20 protein-coding genes and 1 tRNA gene are annotated in these 24,891 nt (G+C 77.1%); 12 read left to right on the forward strand and 9 right to left on the reverse strand.

Going from position 1 to position 24,891, the window contains the following annotated elements:
• Positions 1-17 precede the first annotated feature (17 nt).
• From VKV23_05710 to VKV23_05725, 4 genes are read left to right on the forward strand one after another with little or no spacing between them, the layout of a single operon-like run.
• Complete coding sequence (locus tag VKV23_05710; protein ID HLI15531.1) at positions 18-428, forward strand: cupin domain-containing protein; 411 nt, start codon at positions 18-20, stop codon at positions 426-428.
• Positions 428-1,939: an aldehyde dehydrogenase family protein gene (locus tag VKV23_05715; protein HLI15532.1), complete on the forward strand. Its 1,512-nt coding sequence runs from the start codon at positions 428-430 to the stop codon at positions 1,937-1,939. Before VKV23_05710 ends, VKV23_05715 begins: the two co-directional genes overlap by 1 nt.
• Positions 1,936-2,769 carry a sugar phosphate isomerase/epimerase family protein gene (locus VKV23_05720; protein ID HLI15533.1) on the forward strand — a complete coding sequence of 278 codons (834 nt, stop codon included), beginning with the start codon at positions 1,936-1,938 and terminating at the stop codon, positions 2,767-2,769. Before VKV23_05715 ends, VKV23_05720 begins: the two co-directional genes overlap by 4 nt.
• Positions 2,770-2,800: 31 nt before the next feature.
• Positions 2,801-3,712, forward strand: coding sequence for an IclR family transcriptional regulator (locus tag VKV23_05725; GenBank protein ID HLI15534.1), 912 nt, complete (start codon positions 2,801-2,803; stop codon positions 3,710-3,712).
• Here the strand turns inward: VKV23_05725 and VKV23_05730 are convergent.
• Positions 3,673-5,307, reverse strand: coding sequence for a N,N-dimethylformamidase beta subunit family domain-containing protein (locus tag VKV23_05730; protein HLI15535.1), 1,635 nt, complete (start codon positions 5,305-5,307; stop codon positions 3,673-3,675). The two genes, VKV23_05725 and VKV23_05730, sit on opposite strands and share 40 nt — an antisense overlap.
• 90 nt (positions 5,308-5,397) lie before the next feature.
• Between VKV23_05730 and VKV23_05735 the strand changes: the two genes are divergently transcribed.
• Positions 5,398-6,237 carry a prolipoprotein diacylglyceryl transferase family protein gene (locus VKV23_05735; GenBank protein HLI15536.1) on the forward strand — a complete coding sequence of 280 codons (840 nt, stop codon included), beginning with the start codon at positions 5,398-5,400 and terminating at the stop codon, positions 6,235-6,237.
• Between the two features lie 976 nt (positions 6,238-7,213).
• Here VKV23_05735 and VKV23_05740 read toward each other — a convergent pair.
• Positions 7,214-7,287, reverse strand: a tRNA-Leu gene (locus VKV23_05740).
• Complete coding sequence (locus VKV23_05745) at positions 7,278-8,891, reverse strand: carboxylesterase family protein (GenBank protein ID HLI15537.1); 1,614 nt, start codon at positions 8,889-8,891, stop codon at positions 7,278-7,280. The genes VKV23_05740 and VKV23_05745 overlap by 10 nt, the downstream gene beginning before the upstream one ends.
• A gap of 105 nt (positions 8,892-8,996) precedes the next feature.
• Between VKV23_05745 and VKV23_05750 the strand changes: the two genes are divergently transcribed.
• Positions 8,997-10,238 carry a C40 family peptidase gene (locus tag VKV23_05750; GenBank protein HLI15538.1) on the forward strand — a complete coding sequence of 414 codons (1,242 nt, stop codon included), beginning with the start codon at positions 8,997-8,999 and terminating at the stop codon, positions 10,236-10,238.
• On the opposite strand, the gene VKV23_05755 is transcribed toward VKV23_05750, so the two are convergent.
• Positions 10,235-10,873 carry a GNAT family protein gene (locus VKV23_05755; protein HLI15539.1) on the reverse strand — a complete coding sequence of 213 codons (639 nt, stop codon included), beginning with the start codon at positions 10,871-10,873 and terminating at the stop codon, positions 10,235-10,237. The genes VKV23_05750 and VKV23_05755 overlap by 4 nt on opposite strands.
• Positions 10,874-10,989: 116 nt before the next feature.
• On the opposite strand from VKV23_05755, the gene VKV23_05760 reads away from it, so the two are divergent.
• From VKV23_05760 to VKV23_05770, 3 genes are read left to right on the forward strand one after another with little or no spacing between them, the layout of a single operon-like run.
• Entirely contained in the window at positions 10,990-13,842 is a 2,853-nt protein-coding gene (locus VKV23_05760; GenBank protein ID HLI15540.1) for a glycosyltransferase, read from the forward strand.
• A complete protein-coding gene (locus VKV23_05765) occupies positions 13,812-14,267 on the forward strand; it encodes a hypothetical protein (protein HLI15541.1) in 456 nt (151 codons plus the stop codon). The genes VKV23_05760 and VKV23_05765 overlap by 31 nt, the downstream gene beginning before the upstream one ends.
• Positions 14,264-15,451, forward strand: coding sequence for a hypothetical protein (locus VKV23_05770; GenBank protein HLI15542.1), 1,188 nt, complete (start codon positions 14,264-14,266; stop codon positions 15,449-15,451). The genes VKV23_05765 and VKV23_05770 overlap by 4 nt, the downstream gene beginning before the upstream one ends.
• On the opposite strand, the gene VKV23_05775 is transcribed toward VKV23_05770, so the two are convergent.
• The gene (locus VKV23_05775; GenBank protein HLI15543.1) at positions 15,448-17,343 is read right to left on the reverse strand and encodes a DUF501 domain-containing protein; all 1,896 of its coding nucleotides are present in this window, start codon (positions 17,341-17,343) and stop codon (positions 15,448-15,450) included. The genes VKV23_05770 and VKV23_05775 overlap by 4 nt on opposite strands.
• 83 nt (positions 17,344-17,426) lie before the next feature.
• Between VKV23_05775 and VKV23_05780 the strand changes: the two genes are divergently transcribed.
• From VKV23_05780 to VKV23_05790, 3 genes are all read left to right on the forward strand, one after another.
• Positions 17,427-18,440 (forward strand): transglycosylase family protein, encoded by a 1,014-nt coding sequence (locus VKV23_05780; GenBank protein ID HLI15544.1) that lies wholly within the window; start codon positions 17,427-17,429, stop codon positions 18,438-18,440.
• The gene (locus VKV23_05785) at positions 18,437-19,489 is read left to right on the forward strand and encodes a hypothetical protein (GenBank protein ID HLI15545.1); all 1,053 of its coding nucleotides are present in this window, start codon (positions 18,437-18,439) and stop codon (positions 19,487-19,489) included. The genes VKV23_05780 and VKV23_05785 overlap by 4 nt, the downstream gene beginning before the upstream one ends.
• Before the next feature lie 71 nt (positions 19,490-19,560).
• Positions 19,561-20,406 carry a ZIP family metal transporter gene (locus VKV23_05790; GenBank protein HLI15546.1) on the forward strand — a complete coding sequence of 282 codons (846 nt, stop codon included), beginning with the start codon at positions 19,561-19,563 and terminating at the stop codon, positions 20,404-20,406.
• Between the two features lie 6 nt (positions 20,407-20,412).
• Here the strand turns inward: VKV23_05790 and VKV23_05795 are convergent, their stop codons facing one another.
• The 4 genes from VKV23_05795 to VKV23_05810 form a co-directional block, all read right to left on the reverse strand.
• A complete protein-coding gene (locus VKV23_05795; GenBank protein ID HLI15547.1) occupies positions 20,413-20,880 on the reverse strand; it encodes a hypothetical protein in 468 nt (155 codons plus the stop codon).
• The gene (gene eno / locus VKV23_05800; protein HLI15548.1) at positions 20,873-22,174 is read right to left on the reverse strand and encodes a phosphopyruvate hydratase; all 1,302 of its coding nucleotides are present in this window, start codon (positions 22,172-22,174) and stop codon (positions 20,873-20,875) included. The genes VKV23_05795 and eno overlap by 8 nt, the downstream gene beginning before the upstream one ends.
• 70 nt (positions 22,175-22,244) lie before the next feature.
• Positions 22,245-23,642 (reverse strand): MazG family protein, encoded by a 1,398-nt coding sequence (locus VKV23_05805; protein ID HLI15549.1) that lies wholly within the window; start codon positions 23,640-23,642, stop codon positions 22,245-22,247.
• Positions 23,643-23,685: 43 nt separating this feature from the next.
• A complete protein-coding gene (locus VKV23_05810; GenBank protein ID HLI15550.1) occupies positions 23,686-24,741 on the reverse strand; it encodes a peptidylprolyl isomerase in 1,056 nt (351 codons plus the stop codon).
• Between the last annotated feature and the right edge of the window lie 150 nt (positions 24,742-24,891).

Raw genomic sequence — 24,891 nt, forward strand, 5'->3', positions numbered from 1 at the left:
AGGGAAAGGGGGAGCACATGGCAGGCCAGGGCATCGTGCGCAAGGTGACGGAGTTCGAGTGGGTCGACCTCGCCGGGCACCGCGACGCGGCGCTCACGAAGCTGCTCGTCACGAAGGAGACCTGCGGGGCGCAGAACCTCGACGTCTTCCTGTCGAGCTACGCGCCGAAGGCCTACGCCGAGGAGCACGTGCACGAGCGGACCGAGGAGTGCTTCTACATCATCGCCGGAGAGGGCCTCTTCGTCCTCGACGGCGAGCGCCACCTCGTCGGCCCCGGGACGATCGTCTTCGCGCCGCCCGGCACGCGCCACGGCATCTTCAACACGGGCATGTCGGACCTCGTGTTCGTCGTCGCCGCCTCGCCGCCCGAGCCCGAGTTCCACGAGCAGTACGCCGACTACTTCGTGGCGCCCGGCGAGGCCCGCTGATGACGAGCACGACGGCGCCGGGGGCGGCGCTCGCCCCGGAGGTGCGCGCGTTCCTCGCCCACGACCACGGCGTGTGGATCGACGGGGAGGAGCGCCCGACCGCCGGCCGTCTCGAGGTCCTCGACCCCTCCTCGGGCGAGCGCCTCGCCACGGTCGGGCGCGCCGGCGCGGCCGAGGTCGACGCCGCCGTTGCGGCGGCCCGGCGCGCCTTCGAGGACGGTCGCTGGTCGAACCTCGCGCCCGAGGGGCGCGAGGAGGTCCTCCGACGCCTCGCCGACCTCGTCGAGGTCCACGGCGACGAGCTCGCCGCCATCGACTGCCTCGACAACGGGATGCCGCTGCGGCAGGCGAGCGGCGAGGTGCGCTCGGCGGCAGCCCACCTGCGCTACTTCGCCGGCTGGTGCTCGAAGATCCACGGCGAGACGCTCCCGCTGGCGCGCGGCGGCCGCTTCCACGTCTACACGCGGCGCGAGCCCGTCGGCGTCGTGGGCGCCATCACGGCGTGGAACTTCCCCCTCGACAACGCGACGTGGAAGATCGGTGCGCCGCTCGCCTGCGGGAACTCGATCGTCTTGAAGCCGGCCGAGGAGACGCCCCTCAGCGCCCTCCTCCTCGCTCGCCTCGCGCTCGAGGCGGGCGTGCCCCCGGGGCTGCTCAACGTGGTCACCGGGGTCGGCGAGGAGGCGGGCGCCGCGCTCGCCGCCCACCCCGGCGTGGACAAGGTGGCCTTCACGGGCTCGACCGAGACCGGCCGCCGGATCGTCGAGGCCTCGGCCGGCAACCTGAAGCGGGTGACGCTCGAGCTCGGCGGCAAGTCGCCGCTCATCGTGCTGCCGGACGCGCCCCTCGAGTCGTGCATGCCCGTCCTCGTGCGCGCCGTCATGCACAACGCCGGTCAGGTCTGCTCCGCGGGGTCGCGGGTGTTCGTCCACAAGGACGCGCTCGAGGGCTTCTTCGGCGAAGCCGAGCGCGTCGCGCGCTCGATCCGACTCGGGCCGGGGCTCGACCCGGCGAGCGAGATGGGGCCGCTCGTCTCCGCCACCCAGCTCGAGCGCGTCCTCGCCTACATCGCCTCGGGGCGCGACGAGGGCGCCCGCCTCGTCACCGGCGGCCGGCGGGCGACGGGCGCCCTGGGCGGCGGCTACTTCGTCGAGCCGACGATCTTCGCCGAGGTCGCCGACACGATGCGCATCGCGCGCGAGGAGATCTTCGGGCCGGTCATGTCCGTGCTCGCCTTCGACGACCTCGACGAGCTCGTGGCACGTGCCAACGAGAGCCACTACGGGCTCGCGGCCGGGGTGTTCACCCGGGACGTCTCCCGCGCGCACTCGCTCGCCGCGGCGCTGCGCGTCGGGACCGTGTGGGTCAACTGCTACAACGAGTTCGACCCTGCCGTGCCCTTCGGCGGCTACCGCCAGAGCGGCTACGGCCGCGAGCTCGGGATGGCGGCGCTCGAGGGCTACACGAACCTCAAGTCCGTCTGGGTGAAGCTCGACGCGGTGGCGCCGTGACGCACCGCCGCCTCGGCGCGGCCACCTACGGGTTCCTCTACTCCCACAGCCTCCCCGACGCGCTCCGGGCGCTCGCCGAGGCCGGCGTGCACGACGTGGAGCTCACGGCCGCCGCGCCGCACGTCGAGGACGGCGTGCTCGCGCCGCGCGACGCGGCGGCCCTGCGCCGCCTCGTCGGCGAGCTCGGGGTGCGGCTCGTCTCGCTGAACCCGACGTACCTCGACCTGAACCTCGCGAGCCTGAACCGAGGCATCCGCGAGGAGAGCGTCCGGCAGCTGCTGGCCGCCCTGCGCCTGTGCCACGACCTCGAGGCCGAGCGCCTCGTCCTGTTCGGCGGGCGCCGCCACGTCCTCCTCCCGGCGCCGATGGAGCGCGTCGAGCCCGTCCTCCTCGACGGCCTCGCCACCCTGGCCGCCGAGGCGGAGCGCCTCGGGGTGACGATCGGCCTCGAGAACGGCCCCACCCTCCTGCTCGAGCGAGGGCGCGACGTGGCGCGCGTCCTCGAGACGGTCGGGCACCCGCGGCTTCGCGCGGTGTTCGACGTCGCCAACGCGTGGATGGTCGAGGAGCCCGCAGCCGGGATCGAGCCCCTGCTCGACCGGCTCTGCCTCCTCCACCTCTCGGACACGACGAGGGCGCGCTGGGCGCACGCGCCGGTGGGCGAGGGCACCGTCCCCTTCGCCGCGTTCGCCGAGCGCCTGGCGCTCGCCGGCGGCGACGAACCCAGTATCCTCGAGGTGATCGAGATGGGCGACCCCCTCGGCGGGATCAGGCGGTCGATCGACCGCCTGGAGCCGCTCGGCTGGGCGACGAGCGCGCCATGGCGCTGAGGCCCGCCCCCACGACGCAGCGAGGTGGTCGATGGCGAAGCGCCACAGCGAGGCCGCCGTGCGCGAGACCCCGGCGGGCCTCGTCGAGAGCCTGGAGCGCGGCCTCGCCATCCTCTCGCTCTACGACGAGGAGGCGACCGAGCTCGGCGTCGGGGAGATGGCGCGCGCCCTCGGCGTGCACCGCAGCACCGCCTCGCGCCTCGCGGCGACGCTGAGCCGGCGGGGCTTCCTCGTCCCCTCCGGGGAGCAGGGCCGCTACCTGCTCGGGGCGTCCCTCGTGCGCCTCGGGTCGCTCGCGGCGCGCCAGGTCGACGTCCGGTCCGCGGCGCTCGGGCCTTTGCGCGAGATGGTGGACGCCCTCGGCGAGACGGCCCACCTCGGGGTGCTCCAGGGCAGCGAGGTGGTGACGGACCTCCTCGTGGACGGCTGGCACAGCGTGCGCTTCCACTCGACGGTCGGCAAGCGCTCGCCGGCGCACTGCAGCGCGATGGGCAAGATGCTCCTCAGCGCCCTCGACGACGGCGAGCTCGAGGCGCTCTTCGGACGCGGACCGCTCGAGGTGCGCACGAGGAAGACGATCCGGAGCCTCCCGGCCCTGCGGCGCGAGCTCGCCGCCGCCCGCCGGCGCGGCTACGTCGTCGACGACGAGGAGCTCGAGGTCGGACTGCGCTGCGTCGCTGCGCCGGTGTTCGACTACAGCGGGCGGATGGTCGCCGCCGTGAGCGTCTCGGGTCCGGTCGGGCGACTCGACGGCCGGGCGATGGACGACGCCATCGACGCCGTGCAGCGCACCGCCGCCGCCATCTCGGCCCGACTCGGGGCGCGCGACGGATCGCTCGCCAGCCGGGCGGGCGCGCCCGCCGCCGTCGAGGCCGCACCGGCCGGCCGGCGCCGGCGCGCCGCTCACTCGCTGCCGAGCGTGACCGGCGCCGACGCCGGGTAGAAGCGGCGCCAGTTCGGCCGGGAGGGCTCGAGGCGCGAGGCCGGTCCGGCCGCGAAGACGCGCAGCACGTTCAAGGTGATGCGGGTGAGCACCGCCATCGCCGGGGCCACCCCGAAGCGGAGCGCCCGCTGGAGCGGCGGCGATCCGTCCCACAGGAGCTGCACCCAGCTCGCGGTGCCGGTGGCGAAGACCCCGCCGCCGCCGCGCTCGGTGTAGTAGGTCGCGTCCGAGTGGCTCGGCGCGCCGGTGGCGTCGGGCGTCGGCGAGTGGGCGAGGATCTCGACGTCGCGGGGTCCGGGGAGGCCGGGCTCGAAGGCGTCGAACTCCGACCCGACCACGCCGGGCACCTCGTCGCCGTCGGCGAGGCCGGTCCCCGCGTACACGAAGGAGCTCGCGTCCACGACGACGAGCGGCGTTCGGACGGGGGGGTTCTGGTAGGACTGGTACATCGACCCGATGAGCTCGCTCTCGGGGCGCGGGTCGGGTGGCAGCGCCCAGTTCTGCGTGGACTCGGACGGATCGGTCTTCGACAGCGGGTCCTCGCTCGCGTCCTTGTAGCAGATCTCCCGGCGGTCGGGACCGAGGGGGGAGGGCGCGAGGCGGATGTGCCGGTAGCAGGCGTTGGCACCGAGGAACATGAGGTTGACCCCGCGATCGCGCGCCGTGAGCGCGCCGGTGCGCATGGCCGAGGACCAGTACTCGTCGTGGCCGAGGCTCACGAAGCAGCGGTGGCGCTCGAGGCTGCCCGGGTCGCGGTGCAGGTCGATGTCGGTGGCGTAGGCCACGTCGAGGCCGTGGCGTTCCACGAGGTAGAGGAAGGGGAACTCGTTGCCGAGCCAGTCGCCCGAGCCGTAGGGGTCGAGGGGCGGGTGCCCGTAGGGGCGGTCGAAGGACACGACCCGGGCGCGCTCCGCGTACGAGGAGGGGCCGCCGGCCGCGCTGCCGTAGAGGCTGTAGCCGCCCCAGAGGTTGTAGGCCTGCCAGGTCGTCACGGAGTTCTGCACGACGATGGCGGCGCGGCTCGTGTCGTCGCGCACGGTGAACGGCACGTAGCGCCTGCTCCCGTCGCTGCCCACCAGCTTGATGAGGTAGTTGCCGGGCAGGAACGCGTCGTCGATGCCGAGGGCGAACGAGCGGCGCCAGTGGCACTCCACCATGTGGGTCACCGGGTCGATCGCGGGGGGCGGCTGCGCCTCGCCGCGGCGCTCGGGGGTGACGTGGACGAGGCGCCCGCCCCGGCCCTGGTAGAAGCCCATCCGGTACACCTCGGCGCGGTAGCTCGCCGCCGTGGTGTTGACGTAGACCCCGAGCTCGCCGCCTCGGGCGATGCTCACCGCGTCGGCGAAGCCCTCGATCACCTTCCCGGGGGCGCTCGTCGTGATCACCCAGCTCAGCGTGCCGGGGCGGGCGTTCTCCTCGACGAGCCAGCTCGCGACGGGGAGGCCGTCGACCTCCTCGAGCGCCCGCGCGCCGGCGCGGGACCGCTGGCGGGGACGGCGCAGGGCGCCCTGCGACGCACAGCCGCCGAGGGCGCCCGCAGCGGCCCCGGCGCCCGCGAGCGCGAGGAGGCCGCGCAGGAAGGTCCTCCGGTCCACGGCGCGAGATGGTAGGTGCGGACGGCCGACCGGGGCCCGGCGCCATACTGGACGCGAGGCGTCGTGGGGCGCCGCACTGGAGCGAGCCGCGTGAGACCGATCCCCGTCGTGTTCCACCTCGGGCCCCTGCAGGTGCACACCTACGGGATCGGCCTCGCCCTCACGTTCTGGTTCGGCTACCGCTACTTCGCCCGCCGGCTGCGCGCCCACGGCTACCCCGACGCGTGGCTCGGCGCGACCTTCGTGTGGATCGTCGCCGCGGCGATCGTCGGCGCCCGCGTCGTGCACGTCCTCGCCAACCTCGGCTACTACGAGCACCAGCCGGCGCAGGTCCTCGCGATCTGGAACGGCGGCCTGTCCTCGTTCGGCGGGCTCGCCCTCGCCGTGCCCGTCGGCCTCGTGAGCGCCCGGCGGCGCTGCCCGCAGCTTCGCGCGGCCGTCGCGGCGGACCTCGTCGCGCCCGTGCTCATCGCCGCCTGGGCGCTCGGACGGCTCCTCGGCCCCCAGCTCATGGTGGCCGGCGGCGGCAAGCCGACGAGCGCCTGGTTCGGCATGTACTACGCCGGCGAGGTGGGCAGGCGCCTGCCCGTGCCCATCTTCCAGGCGCTCGAGTGCACCGCCGTCTACCTCGTCGCGCTCTTCCTCGAGCGCCGCCTCGCCACGCGGCCGGTCGGGCTGGTCACGGCGGCGACGGTGGGGCTCTGGGGGCTCTCGCGCTTCTTCGACGAGTTCCTCTGGCTCCCCTACGACAACGGCACCGACGCCGTCGAGATCGGTTCGCTCGTGCTCTTCGCCGCTGGGGCGGTCGTCGCCGGCTGGCTCGTGTGGCGCGCCCGGACGTCGGGGGTGCCCGTGCCGGCGCGCCCGCTCGAGGCGCCGGGTGCCGGCCTCGGCGACAGGGCGCGTCGCAGCGAGCGCGCGCCGGCGTGAGCGGGCGACGGGCGCGGACCGCGCTCGCCGCCCCGGCCCTCCTCGAGCGTGCCCCCCAGCTCGCGCGTCTCGCACGTCGGCCCCCACGGGCACGATCGTCTGCGACGCGGCCGTGCCGCTCCCGCCCGGGTGTCCCGCAGGCGCCTCGCGGCGCGCTCCGTCTCGCGAGATGCCCCCGAGCCGGCCTTCCGCGGCGACGACGGCGCCGGGGTCGCCCCCGAGGACACCTGGGGTCCCGACTGCGACGGGACGCACGGGTCGCGCGCGCCGGTCGGCCGACGCCGACGGCGAGGTGGTCGACGTCGACCGGCTCGACGAGCCGTGCGCCGACACCGGCTGGGTCCTGCCCGGCGGTGCCTGCCTCCTCGGCCCCAGCCCGCCCCGGCCGGGGAGGTCCGAGCCCGGCGCACCGGTCGCCGAGGCCTGCGCCTCGGTCGCTCGGCGGGAGGGCGGCCGCCGGGCCGCGTCGGCCGACGGCGAGCACTCCTCGTCCGCCGGCGGATGGGCGAGCCTGGCCAGCTGACCGGGTACCCGCCCGGCCACCTGGCCGGCGCGTCGACCGGCGCGCCCGTCCTCGCTGCGGGGTGGGCGCTCGGGCGGCGCACGAGCGAGCTCGTCACGCGCGCCGCCGCGAGCAGGCGGTCGAGCTCGGCGCTCGCCACGCTCTGGGCGAGGCCCGGCGCCCGCCGTGCGCGTCGACGGGCCGCGGGCCGGGGCCGGCACGGCCCGCAGGGAGCCGTCCGAGGTGCCCGACTCGTCGCCGAGGAGCGCGTGCGGCGATGGCTCGCTGCGGTGGTGCACCTGCAGCCGGCGACCTGCTCGCCGTCGTCGGCGCTCCCACGCTCGGCCCGGACGGGAAGGCCCGCGCCTCGAAGGCCGCGGCGGTGCGTCGGATCGGGAGCGATCGTCGCCCCGGTCGCGTCGGGCAGCCCGGCGGTGGCCGTGCCACCACGTCGTCTCGCGCAGGTGCTCTCGGTGGGGACGGAGGGATTCGAACCCTCACTGCGGGCGTTTTAAGCGCCCCGCCTCTGCCGGTTGGGCTACGTCCCCGTTCCGTCGTCGCCGGCGAGGAGCGCGATCCCGACTGGGCGCGCCCCGACGAGCTGGCCGTCCACACGGTAGCGGGAAGCGGGTCGGTCCCAGAAGGACCGCTCCGCCTCGTAGGGGGCCTCCTCGACCCGGGTGGTCCGGCCGAAGCACATCGTCTCGCGCCGCTCGGTGCCGTAGCGCGGCCAGCGGCCGACGGCCGCGTTCGAGGGGTCGCCGCTCCCGGCGAAGGCCACCCAGCACGCCCGCATCTCGGCTGACAGCCGGCGCGCGTCGTCGTCGGTGCCGGCGAAGTACGAGATCACCGGGTGGTCGAGCGTCCCGAACACGAACGGGAGCTCGAGGCCGTGGCAGGCCCCGAGGACGCCTCCGGCGAAGGGCGACTCCCAGTCGAAGTGGTAGGCGAAGACGCGCCCGTGGCGCGACTGCGCCTCCGCGAGGCGCAGCTGCGGGAGCCGGAAGATCCAGTCCCCGGCGACGGCGTCGAGGACGTCGCGCGCCGCTGCCGCCTGGCCGCGCGCGAGGCGCGCGCCCCGGTAGTGGGCGACCGCCTCGGCCGCGGCGAGCGGAGCGCCCTCGACCCCGGAGGCGGCGAGGTAGCGCTCGATCAGACGCGTCACGCCTGCGTCGTCGAGCTCGCCCCGCCCAGCCGCGGCGAAGGAGAAGAGCTTGTACTCGTCGCGGTTCGAGCCGACGACGAGGTCGACGCCCGCCGCCGCGCCGTCGGCGATCGCCTCGGCAGGGTGGCGCCCGAGGAGCACGCCGTCGACGACCGGCTGGAAGGGCATGCCCTCGCCACCGTCGGTCTCGGCGACGATCCGCTGCTGCGCGGCGAGCAGGTCGGCGAGCGGCACCGCCGCGAGCGCGTCCCGGCTCACCTCGCGCAGCCCGAGCTCGGCGGCGAAGCGCTCGGCGACCGCGCTCGCGGCCTCGAGCGGGGCGGCGAGGCTGGCGCCGCTCTGGAGGATCGCCCGGCGGAACAGCGGCCGCGCAGCGGGCACGGCCAGCAGGTCGGCGACGGCCATCGCGCCCGCCGACTCGCCGAAGAGGGTGACGCGCGCCGGGTCCCCGCCGAACGCGCCGATGTGGTCGCGCACCCAGGCGAGCGCGGCGAGCTGGTCGTACAGGCCCCAGTTGGCGACGCAGCCGCCATCGGTGGCGAGGGCCGGGTGCGCGAGGAAGCCGAGCGCGCCGAGGCGGTAGTTGATCGTGACGACGACCGCCCCGAGCGCCGCGAGGGCCGCGCCTCGGTAGAGCGCGCTCGACCCGCTACCGGCCAGGAAGGCGCCGCCGTGCACGAAGACGAGCACCGGCAGCCGCCGGGCCGGCCCGGCGGGCGCCACGACGTTGAGGAAGAGGCAGTCCTCGTCCTGCTCGAGGGGGTCGCCGGGGACGTAGGTGCCGAGGCCCGAGCCCGCCTGGGGGGCGACGGGGCCGTACTCGGTGGCGTGCACCGCGCCCTCGAGCTCGGCGGGCCGCTGGGGCGGCCGGAAGCGCAGCGGGCCGACCGGCGGGCGTGCGAAGCGGATCCCACGGAACTCCACCGCGTCGCCCACGACCACGCCCGTGAGCCTCGCCGAGCCGATGCGCACGACCTCGTCCGCCACGACCGCCTCCCTCGCCGCCGACGCGCACGCTAACGGACCGACAGGCCAGCGGCGGCGCCGGAGGCTTTGACTTTCGATGCTGGTGTGGCCAGAGTTTCCACTGTGGTGAACGTGGCCGGCCGCTGCGCGCGCCTCGCGGCGCCGGCGATCGCCGCTGCCCTCCTCCCGGCGCTCGCCACCCCTGCCGCGGCGTCGCCGCCACCGCCTCCGACCCCGGCGATCGCCTCGGCGCGCGCCGAGGCCGCCGCGCTCGCGGCACAGATCACGCGCGAGTCCGAGCAGGAGCAGGTCGCCGCGGAGCGCTACGACGAGGCGGGCGTTCGCCTCGGCCTGGCCCGGGTCCGGCTGCGAGCCATCCGGGCCGAGCTGCGGCGGGAGGCGGTGGAGATCGCCGTCCGCCGGGCGGAGGTGCGCGCGACCGCCGTCGAAGCCTACGTCTACGGCTCGAGCGCCGACACGGAGGTCGCCGCGCTCCTCACGCGCAGCATCGCCGAGGCGGGCACGGTGACCACCTACGCGGGCGTGGCGGCGGACCGGCTGCACGCCGCGGTCGTCTCGCTCCAGTCCGCCGAGGCGCGCCTTCGCGCCAGCGAGGCCGCCCAGGCCGCCGAGGTGCGCGCCGCGAGCGGCGCGCTCGCGGCCGCGGCGAACGCCCGCGCCCTCGCCGAGCGCGCAGCTGCGTCCTCGCGCGCCACGCTGGCGAAGGTACGCGGCCGGCTCGCCCGCCTCATCGCCGAGCAGGAGGCCGCGGCAGCCGCGGCGGCCGCCGCGCGGGCGCGCGCCGCCGCCGAGGCCCGAGCGCGCGCCCAGGCGGCCGCGGCGGCTGCAGCGGCCGCGGCGGTCGCCGAGACGGTCGCGGCGAGCAGCCCCGGGACCACGACCGCGGCTGCCGCCGCGGCGGCGACGAGCGCGGCGGCCGCCGCGAGCGCCGGGAGCGGCCCGCCCCTCGGCCAGGCCGGGACGAGCGCGCCCGGCGAGGCTGCCGTCCAGGCAGCCGAGAGCTACCTCGGGGTCCCCTACGTGTGGGGCGGCGCGAGCCGCGCCGGGGTCGACTGCTCGGGGCTCACGATGCTCGCCTGGGCCGCCGCCGGGGTGACCCTCGCCCACAGCGCCTGGTACCAGTACCAGGAGACGCGTCGCGTCCCGCTCTCCGCCCTCGAGCCCGGCGACCTCCTCTTCTACGACTTCCCGAACGACGGCACCGACCCGGTGACCCACGTCGCGATGTACGTCGGATCCGGCCCCTACGGGACGCAGACGATCATCCAGGCGCCCGAGACCGGGCGGGACGTCTCCTACGAGCCGATGTACTACGTCGGCTTCGTCGGCGCGGGCCGGCCCGGCTAGCGCCGCGGCGCCGGTGGCTCGGGGCCGAGCCACGCCTCGACGTAGCGGTCCCGCCGCGCCCGCCACTCCTCGACGGTGATGGCGTAGCGGATGTGGTCCTCCCACCGCCCGTCGATCTCGAGGTAGCGCTCGGCGACCCCCTCGTCGCGCAGCCACAGCTTCTCGGCGACGCGCCGGCTCGGGGCGTTGCGCGGGATGATCGAGACCTGCAGGCGGTGCAGCCCGAGCTCCTCGAACGCGAAGCGGAACACGACGACGCACGCCTCGGGCACGTAGCCTCTGCCGGCCTGCGCCTCGTCCACCCAGTAGCCGATGTAGCCGTTCTGGAAGGCGCCGCGCTGGATCGACGACAGGCTGATCTCGCCCACGAAGCGGCCGGCCACGAAGATGCCGAAGGCGTACCCGGTCCCGAGCTGGCGCTCCCGGTCGCGCACCGCGCAGCGCGCCGCGAACGACGCGCGGTCCTCGGGCGCGTACGGGGCACCGGCGGGGCGGGGCTCCCAGCGCACGAGCCAGTCGCGCGAGCGGCGCCGCACCTCGCGCCAGGCGGGGTAGTCCTCGGGTCGCAGCGGCCGCAGCCGCACCCGCCGGCCCGCGAGCTCGGCACCGGTCTCGGGAACGCCCAGCTCAGCCACGAGCCCCCCTCCCGTCGGCCACGGCCGCTCGCCCCGCCACGACCCCATCGTCGCAGATGCGCCGCCTACACTGCGACGGGGCGCGGCCGGCGCCGGCGCCGGCAGCCCCGACCGACATGACCGACGCCGCCGCCGCTCCCGCTGACCGCCGCCCGGCGGAGACCGGGAGCGCCGCCACCTGCTCGGCCGCCGGCGTGACCAGCCCGATCGTCCTCGTCACCGGGCCCGACCCGGCGACCGTCGCCGCCGTCGCCAGCGGGCTCGGCTCGCTCGGGCTCGCACCGATCGCCCCGTCGCCCGACGCGCACGGGATCCCGGGCGCGCGCACCCCCGGTCCCCTCGGGGAGGTGAGCGAGCGCCTCCTCGCCGAGCTCGGGGGGAGCGCGCTGCGCCCGCCTGCGCTCGAGGCCGGCTTCGAGGCGGCGCCGGGCCTCGAGGAGCTGCGGCGCAAGGCGCGCGCCGCGGCCGTCGCGGCGCGCGCCAGCGGCCGGCCCCTCGTCTGGGCGGACCCCGTCCTCTGCCTCCTCCTCCCGTTCTGGCGCCGCGCCCTCGACCCGCCGCTCGCCCTCGTGCTCGCGGCGCGCGACCCGCTCGAGGCCGCGTCCTCGCGCGCCGGGCGCGACCGCATCCGCCTCGTCCACGCCCTCGCCCTCGTCGAGCGCTACCTGCGGGCGGCGCTCGAGGGGAGCGCGGGCCTCCCCGTCTACCTCTGCCGCCACGAGGCCCTCGTCGAGGACCCGGCCCGCCTGGCGAAGGACCTCGCCGCCTTCCTCTCCGGCGCCGGCATCCCCGTCGGGGCCCACGAGGAGCGCGCCGCGGCGGCGCTTCGCGCCGTGGCGTGCGAGGCGAGCGGCGGGCACGCCGAGGCCGGGCTCGTGCCGCCGAGCCTCGCGCGCCTCGACGCCCTCGTCGCGGCCGACGCAGGGCCCCACGCCTGCTTCGCCCCGCCCCCCCTCGAGCGCGAGAGCGAGTGGACCAGCGCGCTCCTCGACCTCGAGCGCGACGCGAGCAGGCTGCTCGACGCGCTCGACTGGACCGTCCGCCAGATCGAGCCCCTGCTTCGCGTCACGCCGCGCACCGAGGACGCCTTCGACGCCTTCCGCGCCGCGAGGGCGGCCGAGCAGGCGAACGAGGAGGACGACGCCGACCTCTTCGAGCCGAGCGGCGAGGGCCCCTACCCGCTCAACGCGAGCGAGGACCGGCGCGCCTACCACCGCTGGCTCCGGGCGCGCCGCCTCCCCGTCATCGTCGGCGGCCTGAACGACCCCCCGGCGCGCCGCGCCGTGACGCGAGCGCCGCGGCGGTGGCGCCGGCCGCTCGTCTCGGTGCTCGTCCCGATCTGGCGGCCGCCGCTGTGGGCGCTCGAGCGCTGCGTCGGGTCGGTGTTCGCCCAGCGCTTCGCGGACTGGCAGCTGTGCCTGTGCGACGACGCCTCCGGCGACCCCGAGCTCAGCGCCTACCTGCGCTCGCTCCGCCGGGTCGACCGGCGCGTCGCCGTGACGACCCTCGAGGAGAACGGCGGGATCTCGGCGGCGACCAACGCGGCGCTCGAGCTCGCCACCGGCCGCTTCGTCACCTTCCTCGACCACGACGACGAGCTCACGCCGGACGCGCTCGAGCGGGTCGCGGAGGCGATCCGGGCCTGGCCCGACGCCGACCTCCTCTACTCCGACGAGGACAAGATCGACGCCTCGGGCGAGCGCTTCGACCCGCTGTTCAAGCCCGACTGGTCGCCCGACCTCCTCCTCAGCTTCGCCTACCTGTGCCACCTCACCGTCGTGCGGCGCGAGCTGCTCGTCGAGCTCGGGGGGCTGCGCTCGGAGTTCGACGGCAGCCAGGACTACGACCTGTCGCTCCGGGCCTCGGAGCGGGCCCGGCGCATCGTCCACATCCCCGAGGTCCTCTACCACTGGCGGACGCTCCCCGGCTCGGCGGCGAGCGACTCGCGCGGGACGATCGCCAAGCCCTGGGCCTACGAGGCGGGCAAGCGCGCGCTCGAGGACGCGCTCGCTCGCCGCGGCGAGGCCGGCGAGGTGCTCGTCGACGAGCGCTTCCCCGGCCGCTACCACGTGCGGCGGACGGTCACCTCCTCGCCGCTCGTGAGCATCGTCGTCCCCTTCCGCGACGAGCCGGCGCTCCTCGCGCGCTGCGCCTCGACGCTGCGGGCCGACCCCGGCTACGACCGCCTCGAGCTCGTCCTCGTCGACAACGGGAGCGAGCTGCCCGAGACCGAGGCGCTCCTCGAGCGCCTGCAGGCCGACGAGTCGGTGCGCGTGATCCGGCACCCGGGGCCGTTCAACTGGGCGGCGATCAACAACGCCGCGGTCCGCCACTGCCGCGGCGAGGTCCTCCTGTTCGCCAACAACGACATCGAGGCGCGCGCCCCCCGCTGGCTCGAGGCGATGCTCGGGCACGCGCTCCGGCGAGAGGTCGGCGCCGTGGGCGCCCGCCTCCTCTACCCGGACGGGGCGATCCAGCACGCCGGGGTGGTCATCGGCCTCGGCGGCATCGCCGGCCACGTGCTGCGCGGCCTGCCGGGCAGCGACCCCGGCTACAACTCGATGGCGATCGCGACCCGCAACTGCTCCGTGGTGACCGGGGCGTGCATGATGACCCGACGGGAGGTCTTCGAGTCGGTCGGTGGCTTCGACGAGCAGCTGCCGGTCGCCTTCAACGACGTCGACTACTGCCTGAAGCTGCGCGAGCGGGGCCTCCTCGTCGTCTACGCACCGCTCGCCGAGCTCGTCCACCACGAGTCGCGCAGCCGCGGCCACACCGACGACCTCGCCGAGAGCCGCCGGCTCGTCGAGCGGTGGGGCGCGGTGATCGCGGCGGGCGACCCCTACGTGAGCCCGCACCTCAGCCACTGGCGATACTGGTGCCCGTTGTCGACCGCACAGGAGGACGACCGTTGGAAGACCTACCTGGAGACGTCCGTGTGGACGCACGCCTCGTGGTCGAGCACCTGAGGTCGGTCGTCGGCAACGCCCCCGGCGCCTACCCGCGCACCTGGCTTCCCCAGGCCACCTTCGACGAGCTCCTGGCGCGCGCCGACCGCGAGCCGATCCACCTCCACCCGAGCCTGCACCACCTCCACCGCCACTGGGACATGGGTCCGGCGCGCACGAACCAGGGGAGCGGCTGGGGCCCGAAGGCGCTCGTGAGGCGCCTGCTCGCCCGGATCATCAACGCCGCGCTCGACCGCTACTTCACCGAGGAGCAGGAGTTCCGCGCCGCGCTCGCCCAGTCGATCGACGCCATCGCCTACCGGGTCGACGAGATCGCGAGCGCCGACGAGCGCGCGCTGCTCGACATCGTGCGAGACGACCTCCTCGACCTCGCCCGCTACGTGGACGAGCGCATCGACGCCCGCCTGCGCGACCGCTCTGCGTGACGGCGCGAACCGCCCACGCCCGGGCGCGCGTCGCCGTCGTGACGCGCCAGTGGGGGACGCAGGAGGACGAGGCCGTCGTGGCGACCCGCCTCGTGGCCGGCGCCCTCGCCCGCCACGCGGCGGTCGACGTCGTCCACCTCGTCGCGCCCTCCGAGGCGACCGGCCCCGTCGCCGACAGCGTCTTCACGGTGCACCGGATCCCGCTGCGCGGGGCACGGCCGCTCACCGGCGCGCTCGTGCGCACCGCCCTCGGCGCGACCGGTGGGCAGGGCCTCCCGGCGGCGGCGGCCGCCCTCCTCGAGCACTACGGCGGGGAGGCCCCCGACGCCGCCGACCTCCTCGAGCGCCTCGCGCCGGACGCCGTGGTCCTCGCCGGCAGCCACCACCCCTACGACCTCGCGGTGCTCGGGCGCCGCGGCGAGGCGGGGCGCCCCCGTGTCGTCGCCCTCCCCCTCCTCGGGGCCGTCCCCCCGGCGCCGGCCACCGGGGTGCGGCGCGTCCTCGAGCGGGCCGACGCCGTCGCCCTCGCCCACCCCGGCGAGGGCGACGTCCTCGCCGCCGCCTGCCCGGCCGGCTGCGTCGGTCAGCTCGTGCCCCTCGACCTCGCCTTCGCCATCAACCGCTCGGCGACCCAGTCCCGCCTGTTCGGGGTGCGCTTCTTCGGCCGCTACGTCCTCTTGCTGCGCGGCTTCCCCCCGGGGGGAGCCCGCTTCGAGCGCTCGATGACCCACGAGGTCCTCCGGCGCGTCGTGCGGGGCGTGTCGGTCGCCGAGGTGGACGGCGAGCACTGGCGCATCAGCGACGACGAGAACACCCTCGAGCTGCCGGTCAACCCCTCGCGGGTGAACCTCTGGCGCCTGATGGCCTTCGCGCTCTTCACCATCGACGTCCGGCCCCCCGGCCCGGTCGGGCGCGAGGCGATCGAGTCGATGCTCCTCGGCACGCCCGTGCTCGTGCCCGAGCCGAGCGCGGCGATGCAGCACGCCGCGGCGGCGAGCGGCGGCCTGTGGTACCGGGACCCCGGGGAGCTGTTCGACGCGGCGCGCGCCCTCATGAGCCGGCCGCTTCGCGCCCGGCTCGGGACCCAGGGACGCGAGTACGCCGAGGCCCACCACGGGCGGATGGACGACTTCGTCGAGCGCGTCCGGCGCCTCGTGCTCGGGCCCGCCGAGCGCCTCGCCTAGCGCGCCTGGCGTTCGAGGAGCTCGGCCGCCACCCCGTCGAGGATGTCCCGCTCGGAGACGACGAGCTCGCGCTGGCCGAGCGCCGCCATCACCTCGGCGAGCACGATCGCCCCGCCGACGATGACGTCCGCTCGGCCCGGTTCGAGGCCGGGACGGGCCCGCCGCCGCTCGACGCGCACGGCCGCGAGCTCGTCGCGCCAGCGCTCGACGGCACGGCGGGTGAGCACGGCGTGGTGCAGCCGCTCGCCGTCGTAGGCGGGGAGGCCGAGGTCGAGCGCGGCGAGCGCCGCGACCGTTCCGGCCACGCCGACGAGGCGTGCCGGGGCGCGCAGCGCCGGCGTCGCGGCGAGCGCCTCGGCGGCGAGGGCACGCACGTGCGCCCCGGCCGCCTCGAGCTCGGCGCGAAGCGGTGGGTCGTGGCGCAGGAAGCGCTCGGTGAGCCGGACGCAGCCCACCTCGAGCGAGCACACGGCCGGCGACTCGGCGGGGCCGGCGACGAGCTCCGTCGAGCCGCCGCCGAGGTCGACGACGACGTAGGGCCCCGCCGACGGCTCGAGCGAGGCGGTGGCCCCCCGGTAGGCGAGGCGCCCCTCCTCGCGCCCGTCGAGCAGCTCGGGGGCGACGCCGAGGATCGCCTCGGCACGCCCGAGCAGCTCGTCGGCGTTGGCGGCCCGGCGCGCCGCCGAGGTGGCGATGGCGCGCACGGCGACGACGCCGAGGGCGTCGAGCTCCTCGCGGTAGGCGGCGAGGGCGGCCAGGGTGCGCTCGATGGCCGCCTCGGCGAGCACCCCGGTCTCCTCGACGCCCTCCCCGAGGCGGGTGATCGTCATCCGCCGGGCGAGGGGCGCGCCGTCGCGCCCGAGCACGAGCAGGCGCGTCGAGTTCGTCCCGCAGTCGACGGCGGCGACCGGGCCGGGGAGGCCGGGCTGCAGGCGGAGGGCCACCCAGCGGCCCACGGGGTCGCGCCCCCCCGCCAGGTACCAGGCGAGGTGGGCGTGGAGGCACTTCACCCCCCGCGCGCTGCCGCCCACGCCGCCGGAGGGACGCGGACCGCTCCAGCCGGGCGGGACGGCGGCGTCGCGCTCGGCCGCGTAGCGGGCGTGCGCCTCGGCGATGGCCTCAGCGGGGACGGCCGCCTCGGCCGCCGCCACGCCGCCGGCGGCCTCGAGGCGCCCGACGGCCTCCCGCTCGGCGCGCCCCACGAGCCAGTAGCGCGTGGGCATCGGCCTCCCGTCCTCGAGGAAGGGTGCGTTCTCGATCACGACGGGCCCACCCGCCCGATCGCGCACGACAACCCGGAAGGGGGCGCTCGCACGCCGGCCGAGGAGCGCCTCGACCGCCGCGCGCTCGGACGGGCTCGCCCACTCCCCGCCCGGCGCGTCGTCGTCCTCGCCGGCGAAGCGGTCGAGCGCCTCGTCTCGGCACAGCTCTGGGTGCTGGCGCCAGAGCCGGGCGACAGGACCGTCGAGGGGCACGAGCGGCCACACCTCGGCCGCGAGGCGGACGAGGCCGGTGAAGCGCCTGCCCGCCCGCACGACGGCGACCGGCCCCGGGGCTTGCGCAGCCCGCCGCCAGGCAGCGGGCCGGGCGCGGGCGGCGCCCGCCGAGCCGTCGGCGTCGCCCAGGGCGACGACCGCGGCGTCGTGGCCGGCCCGCTGGCAGTAGTCGAGCGCGGCGTGCAGGGCGCTCGCCTCGCTCGCCGGTTCGGCCCAGTCGACGAGGACGGTCGCCGCCTCGGGCACGCCCTCCGCCTCGCCGGGAGCCGCGAGGACGACGACCACCTCGTCGAGCCCGGCGCGCAGGGCCGCCTCGGCGAGGGCGCGCGCCCCGATCGCGGCGGACGAGGGGCGCCGCGGTCGCGCTGGCTCGAGGACGATGGCGGCGGTCGTCATCGGCGCAGCCTAGCCAGGGCTCGGCGCGCCGGAGCCGCCCCGAGCGTCGCCCGATCCCCCGCGACCAGGTAGCCTTCGCCGCCATGAGCGCTCGCGCCGGCGGCGAGGCGCCGCGCCCCGACGAGCGCCGCGCGCGACCGCGGGCGGGGCGCGCCGTCGCGGCGGCGCTCGGCCTCCTCGGCGGCCTCGCGGCGCCGGCCCGCGCCGGCACGCCGGCCTCCCTCCGAGCCCGCGCCCAGGCCATCGCCGCCTCGATCGCCGCCGACGAGGCGAGCGCGCGCGCCCTCGGCGAGCGCTACGTCGCCGCGGCTGCCGCCCGGGCCCGGGCCGAGGCGGCGGCGGCGGCCAGCCGCCGGGCGATCGCGGCGCTCGACGCCTCGATCGCGACGAGCCTCGCCGCGATCCGGCGCGCGGCGGTCGCCGCCTACGTCAACGCCGGCGCGTCGAGCGAGCTCGCCGCCGACCTCGTGGGCTCACCGAACGAGCTCCCGAGCCGCCTCGCCTACCTGCACGCCGCCGCCGGCGAGCTCGAGACGCAGGTCAGCCTGCTCGCCGACGAACGGCGTCGGCGCGCCGTGCGCCTCGCCGAGGAGCAGCGGGCCGTCGACGAGGCCGCCGCGGCGGCGCGCGCCGCCGCGACGGCGCGAGCCGCGGTGGTCGCCCGCGTGGCGCGAGCGCGCGCCACGCTCGCCTCGGTGCGCGGCCGCCTCGCGGCGCTCGTCGCCGCTGCGGCCGCGGCGCGGGCGCGGGCCGCCGCGGCCGCCGCGGCCCGGGCCGCGAGCGCGGGGCCGCCCGCGCTCGACCCCTCGCCGGCGCCGAGCGCGCCCGCCGAGGCGAACGCCAGCCCGATCCCGGCGGCTCTCGCTGGCGACTTCGCCGGGATCCGCTCCTGCGAGTCGGGCGGCCGCTACGACCTCGACACCGGCAACGGCTACTACGGCGCCTACCAGTTCAGCCTGCCGACCTGGGAGGGGCTCGGCGAGTCCGGCCTGCCGAGCGCGGCGCCGCCCGCCACCCAGGACGCCGCCGCCCTCGCCCTCTACGACCGCAGCGGCTGGGCCGCCTGGCCGGAGTGCGCGGCCATCCTCGGCCTGTGAGCGGCCGCCGTCCGCTGGGCGCGGGTCGGCGCCGGCGCCCCCCGGCGAAGGTCCTCGCCCGACGCTGGGGCGCCCTGCTCGGCGGCCTCGGCCTCGCGGCGGGGATCCCCGCCGCCCTCGCGTCCGCCCCCGGCGCTCGGGCGCGGCCCGCCTCGGCGGGCGGCGCGCCCTCGGTCGGCCTCGCCGCCGCGCTCGCCCCCTGGCGCCTCCCCGCCCCGACCTCGCGGCCGGTGGTCCTCGCCCTCGCCGGCCGTATCGCCGTCCTCGGGGGGCTGACGGTCGGCGACGTCTCGACGGCCTCGGCCGTCCTCGTCGATCCCCGCACGGCGAGGACGGCACGCTCGAGCCCGCTCGTCGAGGCCGTCCACGACGCGGCCGGCGCGCTGCTCGGCGGGCGCGCCGTCGTCTTCGGCGGCGGCGCGGCGGTGAGCGTCGCCACCGTGCAGTCCTGGCAGCCCGGCGCCTCGCGCCCGATCGGCGAGCTCCCCACGCCGCGCTCGGACCTCGGCGCCGCGACGCTCGGCAGGCGCGCCTACCTCGTCGGCGGCTACGACGGCGCCAGCCTCCCCGCCGAGGTCCTCGTCACGACCAACGGGGCGAGCTTCCGGCCGGCGGGGCGCCTCGCCCAGCCGGTCCGCTACGCCGCCGTCGCCGCCTACCGGGGGGCGCTGTGGGTCGTCGGCGGCGAGGTCGACGCGTCGGGAACCGTCGAGACGGCCGACATCCAGCGCTTCGACCCGGCCACGGGAACGGCCCGCGTCGTCGGCCACCTCCCCGTCCCGCTCGCCGGCGCGTCCGCCTTCGTGCTCGGCCACCGGCTCTACGTCGCCGGGGGGCGCCTCGGCGCGACGGCCTCGGCGCGCATCTGGTGGATCGACACCCGGCACGGCGTGGCCCGCCCCGCCGGCTTCCTGCCGGCCGGGCGGGCGGACGCGGGGGTGGCGGTGCTCGGCGGGCGCGCCTACCTCGTCGGCGGCGAGTCCCTCCCCTCCGGGCAGGCGCTGCGAACCGCCGTCGTCGTGCGGGTCGTCGATATCAGGCGCGCTTGATATTTTCTATCAGGTGCGCTTAACATGAGGCGGCAGGCACCGGGCAGGGCGACGGCGGGAGGCATCGGGGCATGGGCGAGCTGCAGACGCTGGCGCTCGGCGCGATCGCCGGCGGCACGATCCTGCTCGGCATGCCGCTCGCCCGGGTGCGCGCGCCGCTCGGCCGCCTGCGTCCGACGCTGTGCGCCGTGGCGATCGGCATCCTCGTCTTCCTCGTCTGGGACGTCCTGACGAGCGCCTTCGCCCCGATCGACGCCGCGCTCGCCCGCCTGCGCGAGCACGGGGGCGGCGCGTGGCCCGTCGCCGGCTACAGCGCGCTGTTCTTCGGGGGCCTCGCCGTCGGGCTGTGCTCCCTCGCCTACTACGAGCGCGCCCTGGCGCGGCGCCGCCGCCGCGACGGCCCCGGGGCGATGGCCGCCTCGCCGGCGCTCTCGGCCGCCGGCACGGCCGATGCGGCGACCGGCGCCCGCCAGCTGTCGGTCCTCATCGCGGCGGGCGTCGGGATGCACAACTTCGGGGAGGGCCTCGCCATCGGCGCGAGCGCGGCGCGCGGCGCGGTGGCGCTCGCCACCTTGCTCGTCATCGGCTTCGCGCTCCACAACGCCACGGAGGGCTTCGGCATCGTCGCGCCGCTGACCGCCGAGGCCGAGCGCCCGAGCTGGCGCCTGCTGCTCGCGCTCGGCCTCATCGGGGGCGGGCCGACCTTCGTCGGCACCGCCATCGGGCGGCAGTCGGCGAACGAGGCGCTCGCGGTCGCCTTCCTCGCGCTCGCCGCGGGCTCGATCCTCTACGTCGTGATCCAGCTGCTCGCCGTCGTGCGGCGGGCGCTGAGCCGGGAGCTGCTCGTGTGGGGCGTGCTCCTCGGCATCGTCGCCGGCTTCGTGACCGACATGGTCGTCACGGCGGCGGGCGCCTAGGCCCGGCTAGAAGGCCCAGCGCCAGAAGGCGAGGCGGTCGAGGACGCGCCCCCACAGGCCCGCGGACCTGCCGGTCCTCCTCGCCGGCCCGGCCCCCGCGAGCGCGGCGGCGGAGGTCGGGACGACGTCGGTGGGGGCGATCGACGCGGCGGCGAGCGCGCTCCCGGCGCCGGTGCTCGGCAGCACGACGTAGGAGCGCTGGCCGCGCCGCACGAGGCCGTAGTCGCGCTCGGCGAGGGCGGCGATGGTCGCCGGCCGCCTGAGGGAGGCGATCTCCCCGGCGAGCGCCGTGTTCCGGCCCGTGACGAGCGCGAGCTGGCGCGAGACGCGCGCCAGCTCGCCCCGCTGGCGCAGCAGCTCCCCGAGGGGCAGCTCCAGCGCGACGAAGACGGCCGCCGACGCGCACGCGGCGCACAGCACGCGCCTGGCGCGCAGGTGCTGCGCGCGCGCCGCTGCGTCGACCGCCTCAGCCACCGGGCGGGGCGACCGGTCGGGCGAAGGTCGCCGAGCCGGCGAAGCGGGCCGACTCACCGAGCTCCTCCTCGATGCGCAGCAGCTGGTTGTACTTCGCGACGCGCTCCGAGCGCGCCGGCGCGCCCGACTTGATCTGCCCGCAGTTCGTCGCCACGGCGAGGTCCGCGATCGTGACGTCCTCGGTCTCGCCCGAGCGGTGCGAGACGACGCAGCGGTAGCCGGCGCGCGCCGCGAGGGCCATCGTGTCGAGCGTCTCGCTGAGCGTGCCGATCTGGTTCACCTTGACGAGCACGGCGTTCGCCACGCCCGCGGCGATGCCCCGCTCCAGGCGCTCGGCGTTCGTGACGAACAGGTCGTCGCCGACGAGCTGGATCCGCCCACCGAGCGCCTCGGTGAGCAGGCGCCAGCCCTCCCAGTCGTCCTCGGCCATGCCGTCCTCGATCGACACGATCGGGTAGCGCGCCGCGAGGTCGGCCCAGTAGCGGGCGAGCTCGGCCGGCGACAGGGTGCGTCCCTCGCCGGCGAGGACGTAGGCGCCGTCGCGGTACAGCTCGCTCGCGGCGGGGTCGAGGGCGATGGCGACCTCGCTGCCCGGCGTCCGCCCCGCCGCGGCGATCGCCTCGACGAGCACCTCGAGGGCCTCCTCGTTCGAGGAGAGGTCGGGCGCGAAGCCGCCCTCGTCGCCGACGGCGCTCGACAGCCCCCGCGCCCGCAGCACGCCCCGCAGGGCGTGGTACGTCTCGGCGCCCCAGCGCAGCGCCTCCCGGTAGGAGGGGGCGCCGTGCGGCACGATCATGAACTCCTGGAAGTCGACGTTGTTGTCGGCGTGGACGCCGCCGTTCACGACGTTCATGAGCGGCACCGGCAGCACGTGCGCCCCGACGCCCCCGAGGTAGCGGTAGAGGGGGAGGTCGAGCTCGTCGGCGGCCGCCCTCGCCACGGCGAGGGACACGCCGAGGACGGCGTTGGCGCCGAGGCGGGACTTCGTCGGCGTCGCGTCGAGGTCGCAGAGCGCGTCGTCGACCCCCCGCTGGTCCGACGGGTCCCGACCCACGAGCGCGGCGGCGATCTCCCCGGACACCGCGGCGACGGCGCCGAGCACGCCCCTGCCGCCGTAGCGGGGCCCGCCGTCGCGCCGCTCGGTCGCCTCGAAGCGCCCCGTCGAGGCGCCCGCCGGGACGATCGCCCGGCCGCTCGCCCCGCTCTCGAGGACGCAGGTGACCTCGACGGTCGGGTTGCCGCGCGAGTCGAGCACCTCGCGGCCTTCGAGCGCTGCGATCGGGCTGAGGGCCATGGTGCTCCTGTGCTCAGCGTTCCACACGTTGCAGGTGTGGCCCCACGCTACCAGAGCGCCGGCGGCCGGGTCAGGGGGCCGCCTCCTCGAGGAGCCGGAGGCGCTCGGCCGGGGCCGCGGCCTCGAGCGTCGTCCCCGCCTCGCGCGCTCCTCGGTCGGCGGCGGCGAAGCGCGCCCGGAAGGCCGTCGCCGCCTGCCGCAGCGCCGCCTCGGGGTCGACCCCGGCATCGACCGCGAGGCGCGCCAGGCCGAGGAGGAGCTCGCCGGCTCGCGACCCGTCGCCGCGCTCGAGGGCGCGCGCCAGGGCCGACAGCTCCGCCGGGCCGGCGCCGGCCGGCCAGCCGAGGCCGACCGAGCGGGCGCGCCGCTCGAGCGCGGCGGCGAGCGCGAGGGCGGGCAGGGCGGCGGGGATGCCCTCGAGGAGGCTCGAGCGCCCCTTCTCCGCCTGCTTGCGCTGCTCCCAGCGCCCGAGCACGGCCTCGGCGCTGTCGAGCTCCTCGCCGCCGAAGACGTGCGGGTGGCGGTCGACGAGCTTGTCGTGCAGGCGGCGGGCCACGTCCGAGAGGGTGAACAGGCCGGCCTCGGCCGCCAAGGTGGCGTGGAAGAGGACCTGGCAGAGCACGTCGCCGAGCTCCTCCTCGAGGTGCTCGACCTGCGCCGGCGTGGGGGGGTCGGCGAGCGCCTCGATCGCCTCGACCGCCTCGTAGGCCTCCTCGAGGAGGTGGCGCACGAGCGAGCGGTGCGTCTGGGCACGGTCCCACGGGCACGCGCCGCGCAGGGTGCGCACCACCTCGGCGGCGCGCACGAGCTCGACGGCCGCCGGCTCGGCCGGCGCGGGCACGTACAGGCAGGTCAGGTGGTCGGGCTCCAGCCTGCGGTCGAGCTCGGCCCACTCGAGCTCGAGGACCACCTCGTCGTCGAGGCCGAGGTGGTGGAGCAGGACCGCCGAGGCCGGCGGCGCCTCGAGGGCGAGCTTCACCTCCGAGAGGTGCTGGCGGGACCACACCTGGGCGACGAGGAAGGGACCACCCTCGCCGGCGGCCGCGGCGCTGAACTCCTCGCCGTCGACCAGCCGCAGGCGCTCGGCGAAGGGGTCGAGGGCGAGGCGGTCGGCGACGAGCTCGAGGAACGACATCCCCGGCACCGTCTCGACGGCGACCCGCTCGTCCGCCGCGAGGCGGGCCGCGGCGGCCTCGAGGACGTAGGGCGAGCCCGGCACGGCGTAGGCGGCGGCGCCGTGGCGCTCGGCCGCCTCGACGACCGCCTCGACGATGCACTCGTACGCCTGGGCGAAGGTGCGCGCCTGCTCGTAGCACCCGTCGAGCGGACGCGCCCCCGCGGCGAGGAGGGGCGCGGCGGCGGGGTGGCGGCTCGTGCGCACGAGCACGACCGGCGCCGACGCCAGCGCGGCGTGCGCCTGGGGGGTCGTGAGCTCCGGGCCCGCGGGGCCGAGCCCGACGACGACCACCCTCGGCGCGCCCGGGCGCGCCGCGCCGCGGCCAGGCGTCGGTCTACGCGGTGAGCCCGGCACCGGGCGGGGTGGCGGCGCGCGGGTTCGGCACGAGCCGCGTCGGCGGGCCGCTCGAGGGGACGACCTCGTAGGTGCCGTGGACCGCTGCCCAGCGCCCGTAGCGGGGGTCGACGACGACCTGCGCCCGCCCGGTGATGGCGGCGACGTCGCCCGCCACCGCGGCGAGCGCCGGGTCGACCATCGCCTCGGCGACCTGGAGCGCCGAGGCCGGCCGCCTCGAGCGCACCGTGAGCAGGGCGTAGACGCCGCTCACGGCGACCGGGCGCGACACCTCCCCGACGGCCAGGCCCTCGAGCACCGACGCGACGGCTCCCGAGAAGTCGCCGGGCAGGTCGCAGCCGATCTCGCCCCCCTTCGCCGCCGACGCGGGGTCGATCGAGCGCTGGCGCGCCAGCGTGGCGAAGTCGGCGCCGGCCATGAGGCGTGCGTCGAGGGCGAGGGCCTGCGCACGCGTGCGCACGACGATGACCGCGACGCACGCGAGGGAGGCGACGCGCGGGTGGGACCGGGCGAAGGCAGCGGCCGCCGGGCGGGTGAGGACGACCTTGGCCTGCTGGGCAGCGAGGAGGTCCTGGTCGGACTGGAAGCGCAGGAGCTGCGCCCGGTAGGCGGGCGTGAGGGCGGCCACGACGCTCGCGCCGCTCTGCGGGCAGCTCGAGGACGGGGCGGGGCTGAAGCCCGCCGCCAGCTGGGCGCGGGTGAGCGCGCCGAGCAGGCCGGCGTCGCCGTGCAGGCCACGGCGGACGACGTCGGCGTGCACGGCGGCCATCTCGATGAGCCCGGTGAGAGCGTCCGCGCTGAAGGTGCTGGCGTAGGTGGAGGCGCCCGCGCCCTCGATGGGCTGGCCGCCGGTCTGCTCGACGATCTGGCAGCGGTACCCGGGGTCGTCCGCGATGGCGCGCAGGGCGTCGTCGAGCTGGCCGCTCGAGATCGTCGTGCCGCCGACTCGCGCCGCGTACGGCGTGATCTGGGCCTCGCAGCCGGCCAGCGCGCCGGCGAGGAGCCCGAGGGCGAGGACGAGAGCGGCCTTGCGCACGGCGCCGATGCTAGACACCCCACGGCCCGAAGCCGTCAAGCGGCCGCCGCGATGGAGGGTGGCCACGCACGGCTCTCGTCGTAGAGCTCACCGTGCTCGAGGCAGTGGTGCAAGATGCCGACGAGGCGATTGCCGAGCTGGCGGAGCGCT

The organism is Acidimicrobiales bacterium (assembly GCA_035294085.1).
In the GTDB taxonomy this organism is placed as follows: domain Bacteria; phylum Actinomycetota; class Acidimicrobiia; order Acidimicrobiales; family Bog-793; genus DATGLP01.

Excerpts from the sequence above, each read along its gene's own strand:
- VKV23_05710 (HLI15531.1), top strand. The coding sequence starts at position 18 with ATGGCAGGCCAGGGCATCGTGCGCAAGGTGACGGAGTTCGAGTGGGTC.
- VKV23_05715 (HLI15532.1), top strand. The coding sequence starts at position 428 with ATGACGAGCACGACGGCGCCGGGGGCGGCGCTCGCCCCGGAGGTGCGC.
- VKV23_05725 (HLI15534.1), top strand. The coding sequence starts at position 2,801 with ATGGCGAAGCGCCACAGCGAGGCCGCCGTGCGCGAGACCCCGGCGGGC.
- VKV23_05760 (HLI15540.1), top strand. The coding sequence starts at position 10,990 with ATGACCGACGCCGCCGCCGCTCCCGCTGACCGCCGCCCGGCGGAGACC.
- VKV23_05775 (HLI15543.1), bottom strand. The coding sequence starts at position 17,343 with ATGACGACCGCCGCCATCGTCCTCGAGCCAGCGCGACCGCGGCGCCCC.
- VKV23_05780 (HLI15544.1), top strand. The coding sequence starts at position 17,427 with ATGAGCGCTCGCGCCGGCGGCGAGGCGCCGCGCCCCGACGAGCGCCGC.
- VKV23_05790 (HLI15546.1), top strand. The coding sequence starts at position 19,561 with ATGGGCGAGCTGCAGACGCTGGCGCTCGGCGCGATCGCCGGCGGCACG.
- eno (HLI15548.1), bottom strand. The coding sequence starts at position 22,174 with ATGGCCCTCAGCCCGATCGCAGCGCTCGAAGGCCGCGAGGTGCTCGAC.